The sequence below is a fragment of the Flavobacterium hankyongi genome (genome assembly GCF_036840915.1).
Classification (GTDB): Bacteria; Bacteroidota; Bacteroidia; order Flavobacteriales; family Flavobacteriaceae; genus Flavobacterium; species Flavobacterium hankyongi.
The window spans coordinates 3,269,770-3,283,628 of sequence record NZ_CP085725.1; the positions used below are offsets into that span (position 1 = coordinate 3,269,770).

The 13,859-nt window shown below is 33.5% G+C and carries 11 protein-coding genes; 6 read left to right on the plus strand and 5 right to left on the minus strand.

Features of this window, described 5'->3' with window-relative positions:
- On the plus strand, nt 1–765 hold the full coding sequence (locus tag LJY17_RS14850) for a hypothetical protein (protein WP_264544593.1): 765 nt from the start codon (nt 1–3) through the stop codon (nt 763–765).
- 3 nt (nt 766–768) lie between these two features.
- On the opposite strand, the gene LJY17_RS14855 is transcribed toward LJY17_RS14850, so the two are convergent.
- On the minus strand, nt 769–2,058 hold the full coding sequence (locus LJY17_RS14855) for a replication-associated recombination protein A (protein ID WP_264544594.1): 1,290 nt from the start codon (nt 2,056–2,058) through the stop codon (nt 769–771).
- A gap of 143 nt (nt 2,059–2,201) precedes the next feature.
- Between LJY17_RS14855 and LJY17_RS14860 the strand changes: the two genes are divergently transcribed.
- Nucleotides 2,202–2,969, plus strand: coding sequence for a rhomboid family intramembrane serine protease (locus tag LJY17_RS14860; protein ID WP_264544595.1), 768 nt, complete (start codon nt 2,202–2,204; stop codon nt 2,967–2,969).
- A 35-nt stretch (nt 2,970–3,004) separates the two neighbouring features.
- Here LJY17_RS14860 and rlmB read toward each other — a convergent pair whose 3' ends face one another.
- The 4 genes from rlmB to LJY17_RS14880 form a co-directional block, all read right to left on the minus strand.
- Entirely contained in the window at nt 3,005–3,739 is a 735-nt protein-coding gene (gene rlmB / locus LJY17_RS14865; protein ID WP_264544596.1) for a 23S rRNA (guanosine(2251)-2'-O)-methyltransferase RlmB, read from the minus strand.
- A gap of 71 nt (nt 3,740–3,810) precedes the next feature.
- Nucleotides 3,811–5,382: a RagB/SusD family nutrient uptake outer membrane protein gene (locus LJY17_RS14870; RefSeq protein ID WP_264544597.1), complete on the minus strand. Its 1,572-nt coding sequence runs from the start codon at nt 5,380–5,382 to the stop codon at nt 3,811–3,813.
- Nucleotides 5,383–5,386: 4 nt separating this feature from the next.
- A complete protein-coding gene (locus LJY17_RS14875) occupies nt 5,387–8,494 on the minus strand; it encodes a SusC/RagA family TonB-linked outer membrane protein (RefSeq protein ID WP_264544598.1) in 3,108 nt (1,035 codons plus the stop codon).
- Between the two features lie 72 nt (nt 8,495–8,566).
- Nucleotides 8,567–10,093, minus strand: coding sequence for a ShlB/FhaC/HecB family hemolysin secretion/activation protein (locus LJY17_RS14880; RefSeq protein WP_264544599.1), 1,527 nt, complete (start codon nt 10,091–10,093; stop codon nt 8,567–8,569).
- Nucleotides 10,094–10,408: 315 nt separating this feature from the next.
- Here LJY17_RS14880 and rpsL point away from each other — a divergent pair, with 315 nt between their 5' ends.
- From rpsL to rpsJ, 4 genes are read left to right on the plus strand one after another with little or no spacing between them, the layout of a single operon-like run.
- Complete coding sequence (gene rpsL / locus LJY17_RS14885) at nt 10,409–10,792, plus strand: 30S ribosomal protein S12 (protein ID WP_264544600.1); 384 nt, start codon at nt 10,409–10,411, stop codon at nt 10,790–10,792.
- Between the two features lie 26 nt (nt 10,793–10,818).
- Nucleotides 10,819–11,295, plus strand: a complete 477-nt coding sequence (gene rpsG / locus LJY17_RS14890; protein WP_264544601.1) for a 30S ribosomal protein S7 — start codon at nt 10,819–10,821, stop codon at nt 11,293–11,295.
- 11 nt (nt 11,296–11,306) lie between these two features.
- Entirely contained in the window at nt 11,307–13,463 is a 2,157-nt protein-coding gene (gene fusA / locus LJY17_RS14895; protein ID WP_264544602.1) for an elongation factor G, read from the plus strand.
- 11 nt (nt 13,464–13,474) lie between these two features.
- A complete protein-coding gene (gene rpsJ, locus LJY17_RS14900) occupies nt 13,475–13,780 on the plus strand; it encodes a 30S ribosomal protein S10 (RefSeq protein WP_073311719.1) in 306 nt (101 codons plus the stop codon).
- Nucleotides 13,781–13,859 lie beyond the last annotated feature (79 nt).

The window sequence follows — 13,859 nt, forward strand, 5'->3', positions numbered from 1 at the left end:
ATGAAGAATTTATTTTTTGTAATTGTAATGTTTTTATCATTTGCTGGAATAGCTCAATCATCCTTGAATGATTATAATATGGCAATTATACCTGCAAGATTTGATTTTCAAAAAGAAGATAATCAGCATAGAATAAACTCGACAATAAAAGCTTTTTTACAACAAAAAGGATTTGAGGTTTATTTGTCTTCAGATGTTTTACCTGAAGGTTTCATAGATTACAATTGCAATAAATTGTTTATAGGTGTAAAGGAGAAAAGTAATATGTTTACGACTGAACTTCAGGTTGAGTTTAAAGATTGTAGGGATAAGGTTTTATATATTACAGATATAGGAAAAAGCAATGAAAAAAATATTGCAAAATCATATAGTGAGGCTCTGCAAGCTACTTTAAAAACTTTCTATAAAGCAAACTATAAATATTCAGGTAAAACTTATTTTGATGAAGAGGCTGATGAGAAAATTAAAAGTAGAGATGTAGAAAATGTTTCCCAAGAAGTTACGAAAGTGATTAAATCAGAAAAAGAGGTAACCTACGAAAAAGTTGGAAACCCAGCCAAACAAGAAAATAACCAGCCCTTTATAAAAGTTGTTAATAAGACTAATCAAAAAGAGCTTGTTTTGTATAAAACATCTACACCAAATGTTTATTTGTTAAATTACAATGGTAGAAATGGTATAGTGATATCTAAAGATAATGTTTGGTACTTTGAATATAATGATGGTGATAAAACAACTTCTGAAAAACTAGATATTAAACTATAAAGGTTAATAATCATATTTATCTTTCCATCTGTTTTTTAAAAATTGACGTAGTTCTTTTTCACGAGCATTATCTCCTGGTTCAAAAAAACGTGTTTCAGATATTTCTGTTGGCAGGAATTCTTGCTCAGCGAAGTTGTTAGCATAATCGTGAGAGTATTTATATTCTTCACCATAGCCTAATTCTTTCATGAGTTTAGTGGGAGCATTTCGTAAATGCAAAGGAACTGGTAAGTCTCCAGTTTGTTTTACTATTTGTTGTGCTTTTCCAATTGCCAGATAACTGGCGTTGCTTTTTGCTGAAGTGGCCAAATAAATAGCACATTGACTTAATATAATTCTGCTTTCTGGATAACCAATTGTGGTAACCGCCTGAAAAGTATTATTAGCCATGATTAGTGCTGTAGGATTTGCATTTCCTATGTCTTCACTGGCTAAAATAAGCATACGCCGTGCGATGAATTTTACATCTTCGCCACCTTCAATCATTCTTGCTAACCAATATACAGCCCCATTTGGGTCACTTCCTCGAATAGATTTTATAAAAGCTGAGACAATATCATAATGTTGTTCGCCAGTTTTGTCATACAATACGGTGTTTTTTTGCACGAGTTGCATTACTTTTTCATTCGTAATCTCAATGGGTGCTGAGCTTGTCGAAGCATCGGATGCATTAATGATTAATTCAAAAATATTCAACAATTTTCTTCCATCACCTCCAGAAAGTCTTAAAAGAGCTTCAGTTTCTTTAAGCTCAATGTTTTTGGTTTGCAGAATTGCATCGGTTTCAATTGCGCGATGTAATAAAGCTTCTAAATCTTCCTTAGTAAAGGCATTTAAAACATAAACCTGACATCTTGACAACAAAGCGGGTATTACTTCAAAACTAGGATTTTCAGTAGTAGCTCCAATCAGTGTAACCCAACCTTTTTCTACTGCTGCTAATAAAGAATCTTGTTGTGATTTACTAAAACGATGAATCTCATCAATAAATAAAATAGGGTTTTTAGCTGTGAATAAACCGCCACTTTGTTTGGCTTTATCTATAACATCACGAATGTCTTTTACCCCTGAATTGATTGCGCTCAATTCATAAAACGGACGCTGACTTTCATTAGCCATAATTTGTGCCAATGTTGTTTTTCCTGTCCCAGGAGGTCCCCACAAAATCAATGAAGGAATAATCCCTTTTGCAATTTGATGAGTTAATGAGCCATTTTCTCCCACCAAATGTGATTGGCTAATGTATTCTTTTAATGATTTAGGGCGAATGCGTTCTGCTAAAGGTGCTTCCATTTATTGAGTAATTTACTTGTCTTATAAATAAGAGTCATCAAATTTAGGACTTTTCAATTATCAAATCAACAAAGGTTTCATGTATAAATGCTGACAAAAGTTCATTAAATTCTATTTGGATATATTTTTGATTAGAGTAATGAATGAAAGAATCAGATTTTAAATTTTCTACATCTGTAATTGCTTGGCCTTTGTTTTTTGTGCTGATGCTTTGGGGAGTTTATTTACTCGAAGTTATTTTGCCAGGCGATTTATTGCATTATGGAGTTTTGCCAAGAACAGTTTCTGGAGCAAAAGGAATTTTGTTCAGTGTTTTTCTTCATGGCGATATGAACCATTTATGGAATAATAGTGTTTCTCTTTTTGTTTTACTGATGGCATTACGCTATTTTTATCGAGCAGAGTCATTAAAGGTGTTGATTTGGGGTGTGATTCTTTCTGGAGTTGGGACTTGGTTAATAGGAAGGGAAAGTTATCATATTGGTGCTAGTGGTTTAGTATATGTTTTGGCAAGTTTTATGTTTTTTGAAGGTTTTCAAACGAAACATTATCGTTTAATGGCTTTGTCTTTTGCAATCGTTTTGATGTATGGCGGAATGATTTGGTATATGTTTCCATCAGCAGAAGTGCATATTTCTTGGGAGGCCCATTTAAGTGGTTTTTTAGCGGGATTTGTCTTGTCAAGAATGATTGATTCTAAAGCCTATGAGAAACCTATTGTTTATGATTGGCAACGACCAGATTTTGATCCTTCACAAGATGAGTTTATGAAACACTTTGATGAAAACGGAAATTTTGCCCCTAAGCCTAAAGAACCTGAAATATTAGAAGAAGATGAAATGTTGCGGTTTTTTAACTCAAATTTTCCAGTATTTTATCATTATAAAGAAGAAAAAAAGGACAACCAGTAAAATGATTGTCCTTTTTTAATTTATCTCTTCATTTTTTAAAGTCTTTGTCTAACAGCTTCGTATAAAAAAGCCCCACAAGCTACCGAAACATTTAATGATTCTATAGTTCCATACATAGGTAATTTGGCTTTTTCATCAATTATTTTTAGAACAGAAGGATTTACACCTCTATCTTCACTTCCCATAATGATAGCTACTGGTTCGTTGAAATTGATGTCGTATATATTATTGTCTGTTTTTTCAGTTGCAGCAACAGTTTTGATGCCTGATCCTTGCAAATAGAAAACAGCATCTTTAATGTGATCCACTTTGCAAATAGGGATGTTGAATACAGCACCAGCAGATGTTTTTACTGTATCTCCATTAACAGGCGCAGATCCTTGTTTTTGAATAATGATACCGTCAACACCTGTGCATTCTGCTGTACGAATTATAGCACCGAAATTTCTAGCATCAGATAATTGATCTAAAATTAATAACAGCGGTTTCTTTTCTTTTTCTAATAAAGATTCTACTAAATTTTCAAGAGTATGAAATGAAATAGGGGCAATCGTTGCAACAACACCTTGGTGATTGTTGTGAGTAAGTTTGTTTAATTTTTCAACAGGGACATAAGAAAAATTGATGTTGTTTTTCTTCATCGTTTTCATTAACTCACTCATTAAGTCTCCATGAGCATCTTTTTGAATAAAAACTTTATCAACTTCCTTTTTTGCATTAATGGCTTCAATGATAGCTCTAATCCCGAATATTTGGTTTTCTTTTTCCATGGTGCAAAGATATAAAAAAACCGCCAAGCTATGCTTGACGGTTTTTAGGAAATAATATAACTCAAATAATATTACCACCCAGGGTTTTGTTGAGCCGCTAATATTGGACTAACATTAGTTTCCAATTGAGGAATTGGCCATAAAATTCTTTTATCGCTACCAGGAATAGCAGGCGTTCCATAAGGTCCTGAATAAGGAGTTCCTAATGTGAAAGCTGATGCTGGTGGGTTTGAAGCACTTGTTATTTTAGCAGGAATTCCATTGATTGGGAATAAGTTGTCTAGTTGTAATCTGTGGATATCAGACCAACGACGACCCTCCATAACGAATTCAATTCTTCTTTCTTTTAAAATTGCTCCAACTAGATCAGTAGCTGTAGGGAATGAAGCAGCAGTATAAGCTTGAGCCCCAGGATTTGCTAAAGCTCTGTTTCTAACACTGTTTAATAATGTTAATGAAGTTGTTACATCTGGTGCTGCTTTTCTAGCGTGAGCTTCAGCCATGTTTAAAACAACCTCTGCATAACGAATTACAGGAGCTGCATCAGTGTAATTAACATCATCTTTGTATTTGTTGGTAAATTTAAGACCTGCAATACCAGGTCCAACTCCAGTTTCTACTAAAGAACCTTCTTGTCTTCTTTTATCGTCAGCTAACCATGAAGGATCTCTCCAAATAATAGGGCTGATACAAACTAATTTTCTTCTTTTGTATTGAGATGCTAAAGCAGCATTAACACCAGGATTGAAAATTGAAGAATGAGCTATTGAGAAAATTGATTCTGTATTAGTTAAGTTGTTTGCAGTAACAAACGGGTCTCCTGGATTTGGAGTTAATGTAAATTGACCAGCTAATTTATTACCCTCAGTGATTACATTATCCCAATCTCTTTTATGTAAATACACTCTTGTTTTAAAAGCTATAGCAGCATTTTTAGTTGCTTTACTTTTTGTAGCTGTTTGAGTAATTAGGGTTTCTGCATCATTAAGGTCTGCAATTATCTTGTCATAACATTCTGCAACTGTGTTACGTCCTTTTGTTGATTCAGCATCAACTTCTTCTAAGGTGTCAACACCAACTACTCTGTATGGAATTCCAGGGTGAGTTGCTCCAACAGTGAAGTTGTAAGGTTGAGAAAAATATGTTAATAATTCAAAATGTGTAATTGCTCTTAAGAATTTTACTTGACCAATATAATTATTGGCAGCAGCTTGGGTAATAATACCTTTTGCAACAGCTCCATTAACTCCATCAATCATGATGTTACATCTGTTGATAAGTCTGTAACCATCAATCCAATAATAAACATTGTTTGCAGTTGCAGGATCATAGGTTCCGCTATATGTTATGTCATAAAATGTAGCAAGATTTACTACATCTTCCCCTCTACAGTCTCCTTGTTGAACGAACGCAGCTCCCCAAACATATCCTCTACCTCCATTTGGAGTAGTTCCATTGTATTGACCTATTTGAGCTGCATTGTAAACTCCATTTAAAGAAGCTTCAATATATGCAGGAGTGCTAAAGGCATCCTCTACAGCTACGCCTGAAAAAGGCTTAGTATCAATAATTGTATCTTCTGTACATGAATTCATGCTGAATCCAAGTAGTCCGATTGTTATGATTTTTAAATACTTTTTCATTTTTTTATAAGTTTAAATTAACGCCCATTGAGAAAACTTTTGATCTAGGTGTTCCGTTTAAATCAACTCCTAAAGTTTCCATTTCTGGGTTAAGTCCTTTGTATTTAGTTATTAATAACATGTTTTGCGCTTGAACAAATAAGCGTATTGAATTTACGTTAATTTTTTCAAGTAAACTTTTAGGTAAAGTATAACCTAATGAAACATTTTCTAAGCTAATAAAGTCACCTTTTTCAACAAAACGAGAAGTAGCGTTACTTGATTGATTTACAAATGTGTTTCCTCCAGCCCAAAGTCTAGGAGTCCATCCATCTCCAGGCTCAGAAGGGCTTTGCCATCTTCCTAAGATTTCAGTACTGTTGTTGTTGAAGTTTAAATTCATTAACTCTCTTCTAGTTGAGTTGAAAATTTTATTTCCTCCACTAAATCTGAATAAGAAACCAAAATCAACATTTTTGTACGTAAAACTAGAACTAAAACCTCCAAAGTAAGTTGGAATTGTATTTCCTAAAATTTTCTTATCTGCCGTTGTTAAACTTGATGCAGTAGATATATCAGAAGGGTTGTTAGGGTTAAATACATAATACGTACTGTTTGGTATGTTACCTTGTACTAAAGAACCATCAGCTTTGTAATACACTGGGTTTCCATTAGCAGGGTTAACCCCCCAATATTCAAATCCATACAAAGAGTTTAATGACTCACCAACTCTAACAATAATGTTAGGTTGAATGTTGATATCAGATGTTGTACCACCAATAATATCAGCATTGTTTGAAGGAAGTGCCTTAACAACGTTTTTTACAGATGTAAAATTGGCATTTACTTTCCATTTAAAATTAGCATTATTGATAACGCTATAGTCTATACTCGCTTCAAAACCTTTGTTTTGCATTTTTCCAACATTAAAAATGTAAGCATTGTTAGGAACACCTAAAGAGTGAGGTGTAATTTTTGACATTACTAATCCATTTTGGTCATTAACGAAATAATCGAAAGTTACTTTTACTTTATCATTCATTAAGCCTAAATCAACACCATAGTCAGTTTTTTTACTAGTTTCCCATGTTAATGCAGGATTCCCTAATTGTGTAAATGCAATTCCGTTTGAAGAACCATAAACCGATGGTGTAAATAGATTTAAATATGGTTGAGAACTTCCAGGGATACTAATGTTACCCATTTCAGCGTAAGACGCTCTTAGTTTTAAATCTGAAATAGTTTCTTTTAGTCCTGCCATGAAGCTTTCATTTGAAACAGTCCATCCTAATGAAACACCTGAGAAGTCAATCCATCTTTTGTCTTCAGCAAATTTAGAAAGACCATCTCTTCTATAAGAACCTTGTAAAAAGTATCTTTGTTTGTAGTTGTAGCTTAATCTACCAATGTATGAGATAATTCCTTCTTCATTGATTGATCCTCCTGAATCTTTTACAGAATATGCGTCTGATATTAGACCTTGATTGAAAAAGTCTGAAATTAAATTTGTACCTAAACCAAAGAAAAATTGATTTCTTTCTTTTTGGTATTCAGCTACAGCAGTCGCAGATAGATTATGAGCATCAGCAAATGTTTTATTATAGCTTAAGATATTTTGTAAATTCCATCTTAATAAATCTGTTTGATCGTTTTGTAATCTACCAGATGATCCTCTTCCGTCTCCGTGAGTTGGGTCATAATATAATAGACCTTTAGTAGAGGCGTTATCAACACTAGCTTGGAATTTGTAATTTAAGTCCTTAGTGATATTTGCTGAAGCAAAAGTTGTAATTAAAGTTCTTTGGATTTTAGATTCTAATTTGTTTTTGTCTAAAACATAACCAATGTTTGAAATGTTGTCACCTACTGCAGCAGTATTTGTCCATTGTCCCATATTTCCTGTAGTAAGGTTTATGTTATAGCCAGTAGGATTAGAAGCATCGTAAACAGGTGTATTTGGTAATTGTCTGATTGCGTTAAACATGTTTCCAGATAATGAATTTCTACCTGTATTCAATCCGCTATAATCTGTTTTAGTTAGAGCGATAGAACCACCAACTGTAAGCCATTTTGAAACTTCATGGTCTAAGTTCGTTCTAATGTTGTAACGATTCATGCTGTTAGCTTTAGCAATACCATCTTGAGAAGTATAACCTAAAGATAAAAAGTATCTAGTTTTGTCTGAACCACCACTTAAAGAAAGGTTATGATCCATTTGTAAAGCAGCTTTGTTTAAAACAACATCTTGCCAATCTGTATCATACTCAGTTCCAACAGCCCATGGAGTTTGTCCTCTGTTAGTTCTTTTTTCGTTAGCAATAGTAATAAAGTCAGCTGTTTTTAATAGATCAAATTTATCCATTGGAGAAGCGAAACCAACAACATTGTTGTAGCTTACCTTCATTGATCCTTTTTTACCTTTTTTCGTAGTAATAATGATTACTCCATTAGCAGCACGAGAACCGTAAATTGCTGCTGCTGCACCATCTTTTAAAATGTCAAAAGATTCAATGTCTGATGGATTGATATCTCCTAATCCATTTGCATTCGCTTGACCTCCAAGATCTCCTGAATAAATAGGCACGCCATCAACAATATAAAGTGGATCTTGAGAGCCATTAATTGAATTAACACCTCTAATTCTTACTCTAGGTGCTTGCCCAACGATACCAGTTGATGTTGCAACTTGAACCCCAGAAGCTCTACCAGCTAATTGGCTTTCAAAACTTGGAGTTACTAAACCTTGAATGTCAGATCCTTTAACTTTTGAAATTGAAGTAGTTACATCTTTCTTTTTCTGAACGCCATAACCAACAACAACAACTTCTGTTAATTGTTTTGATTCGTCAGATAATACAGTGTTAATTGTGTTTTCTGATCCAACAGTTTTTACTACATCATTCATGCCCATGAAAGAGAAAATAAGACTTTCGCCTTCTTTAGCTTTGATTGAGTAGGTTCCGTCAAAATTTGTTGTTGTGCCTTTTGTTGTTCCTTTTACGACAACATTTACTCCAGGAAGTGGTCCGCTTGCGTCAGTAACCTTACCTGTGATTGTTTTCTCTTGAGCAAAAGAAAACTGCATTGTAAACGCTAAAAGAAGCGTAAAAATCCATTTGAATTTTGATCTCATATTGGGTTTGTTAAGTTAATTTTAACAAAAGTATTAATTTTGATCGTAATTCAAAAAATTATGTTAAAAATTTTAAAAAAAAGTGTTAATACTAACTTGGATAACTGTGTTTTTTAATTCTATATTATTGTTATTAGTGCTTCCGTTGGCATAAACAATTTTTAAAAGACCATTTTTGTTAAGTAATCCTAATCCTACACCTAATCCAAGTAGGCTATTGTTTTTGTTTGTTGCCTTGTCTTGAAGATAGCCGTAATCGGTTATGGTATGTATATAAAGGTTTTGTGCTGCTAGATATCTGTATTCTAAAAGAAGTGATCCAAAAAGATTTCCTTGTAGGCTGTTCTCATTGAATCCTCTTATCGAATTTATGCCTCCAAATCTAAAAAGTTCATTTATTAAATAGTTGTTGCTTTTTAAATATGCATTTTGACTTTTTAAATTGACTGAGTTTTTTTGATTGAGATAGAAATTATGGGAAGCGTCTATTTTGGCAAAATATTGACTGTCGTTAAATTTTGAAGTTTCTCTTTTACCTGTTCCAAATTTTATATTCAATAATGTTTTGTTAGGGAAGAGTATTGAGTTTATGTCATTATTTATGTATTCTAAACTTGCGGTATAAAATACATTTGAAAAATCGCTTAAATTAGAACTGACCGTATTCTGTATATTGCTCGATTCAGCTTCTTGATAACCTATGTAGGTTCTTGTATTGTAATTAAAGTAATATCCTAGATCTAGGTTAGTTTGAGTGTTCTGAAAAATACTATCTTGTTTAAAAATGTATAGTTGTGCTTTTAAGCCTAAAGGACTTTTGAAAAGATAGGGGAGTTCTGTGGATGCATTAAAAGTCTTTTGATTTTTACCGTCGCTTTTCCAAAAGATGTTTATTTTTTCGCCTCCATTCAAAAGATTTTGAAATTTTATATCTAAATATCCATTAATAACTAGTTTTTGTTTTGTATCATCGTTTGTAAATCCTATAAAACCATCAAAAGAGTTGGCTTTATTTTTTTCTAAATAAACATATACTTTAGTTGAATCTTTTGTAAATAGAATTTCTGGATATTTGGTTTGTTTCACAAATTTAAATTTATTGAAATCAGCGTTCAGTTTTTCTAGGTTTTCTTGATTAAAAGTTTTGTTTCTATAAAGTCTTAAAACATTTTTTAAGTGACTTTTAGGAAATTTATCATAGCCGTTTATAACAATTCCGTCAAGCGTTCTCTTTTTCTCATTTTTAACTTCAAGTTCAGAATAAAGATGATTGTTTATTTGTTTATGATTTTTCAATCGAATTTTTACTAAAGGAAATCCTGCTTTTTCAAATTTGTATAAAATAGAATTCATATAAGATTCTACTTCGTTGCTTTTGATTTTTATGGTGTCTTTGTTTTCTTCAAAAATTTTAGGATTCTCGTTGCGTAAATCTATTCCTATATATATAATAGAATATTTTGTAAATTGATTTAAGGAGGCGATACTCGAAAATGTTGAGTCGTTTATTTTTTTTATGTTTTCCAAAGAAGCTTCAAGAAATCCAATTTGAGAAATTTTAGTAATAAATTTTTGTTCTTCATCTAAGATTGATTTCACAGAAGAGTGCTTTTTTTGATAACCAATACTGTCAATTTTTTTGGTTTCTTCTGGTTTTGTTGATGAAATTTGGTAATAAAAATTTTGCCCAAAACTTATTTGGGAGTAAAAAATAAAAAAGAAAAGTAGATGGTTCAATCTCACTTGAAGTTGAAAATTTTGATAAAAGTAACGTAAAAAATAGCAATACAGTATCTAAAAAATTACCTTGCTGAAAATTAATAAATTACAGTTTGTTTTTACGAAAATAATATATACATTTGCAACCCCGTAAAATGCGGGATTTTATAAACAAGTAATTTTTAGTATTTAATTATGCCAACAATTCAACAATTAGTAAGAACAGGGAGAGCCCAAATGACTAAGAAGTCTAAATCGGCTGCTTTGGATTCTTGTCCTCAAAGAAGAGGTGTTTGTACGCGTGTTTACACTACTACTCCAAAAAAACCAAACTCTGCAATGCGTAAAGTAGCGCGTGTACGTTTGACTAATGGAAATGAAGTGAATGCTTACATCCCAGGAGAAGGACACAATCTACAAGAGCACTCGATAGTATTAGTTAGAGGCGGAAGGGTAAAAGATTTACCAGGTGTTAGATACCACATCGTGCGTGGTGCTTTAGATACAGCCGGAGTTAACGGTCGTACACAAAGAAGATCTAAATATGGTGCTAAGAGACCTAAAGAGGCTAAAAAGTAATTTTTAAAAACTTTTAAGAAAAAGACATGAGAAAAAGAGCGGCAAAGAAAAGACCACTTTTACCAGATCCGAAATTTAACGATCAGTTAGTAACGCGTTTTGTAAATAACTTAATGTGGGATGGTAAAAAATCGACTGCTTTTACAGTATTTTACGATGCATTAGATATCGTAGAGTCTAAAAAGCAAGATGCTGAGAAATCAGCTTTAGAAATTTGGAAAGATGCATTAACTAATGTTATGCCTCACGTAGAAGTTCGTTCACGTAGAGTGGGTGGAGCTACTTTTCAAATTCCAATGCAAATTCGTCCAGATAGAAAAATTTCATATTCTATGAAATGGATGATTCTTTATGCTAGAAGAAGAAATGAAAAATCAATGGCTGCTAAATTAGCTTCTGAAATTTTAGCTGCGGCTAAAGAAGAAGGTGCTGCTGTTAAGAAAAGAATGGATACTCACAAGATGGCAGATGCTAATAAAGCATTCTCTCACTTTAGATTTTAATTCGTACAGAAATGGCTAGAGATTTAAAATTTACAAGAAACATAGGTATTGCAGCTCACATTGATGCTGGAAAAACTACTACTACTGAGCGTATCTTATTTTATACAGGAAAATCACATAAAATTGGTGAAGTACACGATGGTGCTGCAACAATGGACTGGATGGCACAAGAGCAAGAAAGAGGTATTACAATTACTTCTGCTGCAACAACTTGTGAATGGAGTTTTCCAACAGAACAAGGTAAATTAACTCCAGAATCTAAACCGTACCACTTTAATATTATCGATACTCCGGGTCACGTTGACTTTACAGTAGAGGTAAACCGTTCATTGCGTGTGTTAGATGGTTTAGTGTTCTTGTTTTCTGCTGTTGATGGTGTTGAGCCACAATCAGAAACAAACTGGAGACTTGCTGATCAATATAGAGTTCCTCGTATGGGATTCGTAAACAAAATGGACCGTCAAGGGTCTAACTTCTTAAATGTGTGTCAACAAGTTCGTGACATGCTAAAATCAAATGCGGTAGCGATTACTTTACCAATTGGTGAAGAAAATGACTTTAAAGGAGTTGTTGACTTAGTAAAAAATCAAGCTATCATTTGGCATGATGCTACTCAAGGGGCAACTTTTGACGTGGTTGATATCCCTGCTGATATGGTTGATGAAGTAAAACAATACAGATCAATTCTTATTGAAGCGGTTGCTGAGTATGATGAAAATCTACTTGACAAATACATGGAAGATGAGAACTCTATTACTGAGGAAGAAATCAATGCTGCATTACGTGCTGCTACTATTGATATGGCGATCATTCCTATGATTGCAGGTTCTTCTTTCAAAAACAAAGGGGTTCAATTCATGTTAGATGCAGTATGTAAATACTTGCCATCTCCATTAGATAAAGAAGGTATCGAAGGTATTCACCCTGATGATGCTGAATTATTAGAGGAGGATCAAACTAAAATTATTCGTCGTCCAGATGTAAAAGAGCCTTTTGCGGCTTTAGCATTTAAAATTGCAACTGACCCTTATGTTGGTCGTTTGGCTTTCTTCCGTGCTTATTCTGGTCGTTTAGATGCTGGTTCTTATATCTTGAACACTCGTTCTGGAAACAAAGAGCGTATTTCTCGTATCTACCAAATGCACGCTAACAAACAAAACCCAATCGAGTATATCGAGGCTGGAGATATTGGAGCAGCAGTTGGATTTAAAGATATCAAGACTGGAGATACAATGTGTGATGAAAAACACCCAATAATTCTTGAGTCTATGAAATTCCCTGATCCAGTAATTGGTATCGCGATTGAGCCTAAAACAAAAGCTGACGTAGATAAAATGGGTATGGCTTTAGCTAAACTTGCTGAAGAAGATCCTACATTTACAGTTAGAACTGATGAGGCTTCAGGTCAAACAATTATCTCTGGTATGGGTGAGCTTCACTTAGATATCTTAGTAGATCGTATGAAACGTGAGTTCAAAGTTGAGGTTAACCAAGGTGAGCCACAAGTAGAATATAAAGAAGCGTTTACAAAATCTGCACAACACAGAGAGGTTTACAAAAAACAATCTGGAGGTCGTGGTAAATTCGGGGATATCGTTTTCCGTTTAGAGCCGGCTGAAATGGTTGATGGTAAAGCTCCGGTTGGGTTACAATTCGTAAATGAGGTAAAAGGTGGTAACGTTCCTAAAGAATATATCCCTGCAGTTGAAAAAGGTTTCCGTGAAGCTATGAAAACTGGACCTTTGGCTGGATATGTTGTAGATAGTTTAAAAGTTACTTTATTAGATGGATCTTACCACGCAGTGGATTCGGATGCATTATCGTTCGAATTAGCAGCGAAAATGGGTTACAAAGAAGTGGCTAAAGCTGCTGGTGCTGTTATTCTTGAGCCAATCATGAAAATTGAAGTTATTACTCCAGAAGAAAATATGGGTGATATCGTAGGTGACTTAAACCGTCGTCGTGGTCAAGTAAATGATATGGGTGACAGAAATGGTGCTAAAACTATTAAAGCTAGTGTGCCATTATCAGAAATGTTTGGATATGTTACAACTTTAAGAACTTTATCTTCAGGTCGTGCAACTTCAACAATGGAATTCTCTCACTACGAGCAAACTCCATCTAACATTTCAGAAGAAGTAATTAAGAAAGCAAAAGGTAACGCTTAATTTTTAAGAAAATGAGTCAAAAAATCAGAATAAAATTAAAGTCTTACGATCATATGTTGGTTGATAAATCAGCAGAGAAAATCGTAAAAACTGTAAAAAGTACAGGAGCTGTGGTAACTGGTCCAATTCCATTACCAACAAACAAAAAGATTTTTACTGTATTGCGTTCTCCTCACGTTAACAAAAAGTCGAGAGAGCAATTTGAAGTAATGTCATACAAAAGATTGTTAGATATCTATTCTTCATCTTCAAAAACTATCGATGCTCTAATGAAATTAGAGCTTCCAAGTGGAGTAGAAGTAGAGATTAAAGTGTGATAATTCACTGAAAGTAAATATTTAGGCATTATGTTTTGTAATTCAAAACATAATGCCTACTTTTGCACACTCAAAAATA

Coding starts and splice junctions, on each gene's coding strand:
- LJY17_RS14850 (WP_264544593.1), top strand. CDS start 1: ATGAAGAATTTATTTTTTGTAATTGTAATGTTTTTATCATTTGCTGGA.
- LJY17_RS14855 (WP_264544594.1), bottom strand. CDS start 2,058: ATGGAAGCACCTTTAGCAGAACGCATTCGCCCTAAATCATTAAAAGAA.
- LJY17_RS14860 (WP_264544595.1), top strand. CDS start 2,202: ATGAAAGAATCAGATTTTAAATTTTCTACATCTGTAATTGCTTGGCCT.
- rlmB (WP_264544596.1), bottom strand. CDS start 3,739: ATGGAAAAAGAAAACCAAATATTCGGGATTAGAGCTATCATTGAAGCC.
- LJY17_RS14870 (WP_264544597.1), bottom strand. CDS start 5,382: ATGAAAAAGTATTTAAAAATCATAACAATCGGACTACTTGGATTCAGC.
- LJY17_RS14875 (WP_264544598.1), bottom strand. CDS start 8,494: ATGAGATCAAAATTCAAATGGATTTTTACGCTTCTTTTAGCGTTTACA.
- rpsL (WP_264544600.1), top strand. CDS start 10,409: ATGCCAACAATTCAACAATTAGTAAGAACAGGGAGAGCCCAAATGACT.
- rpsG (WP_264544601.1), top strand. CDS start 10,819: ATGAGAAAAAGAGCGGCAAAGAAAAGACCACTTTTACCAGATCCGAAA.
- fusA (WP_264544602.1), top strand. CDS start 11,307: ATGGCTAGAGATTTAAAATTTACAAGAAACATAGGTATTGCAGCTCAC.
- rpsJ (WP_073311719.1), top strand. CDS start 13,475: ATGAGTCAAAAAATCAGAATAAAATTAAAGTCTTACGATCATATGTTG.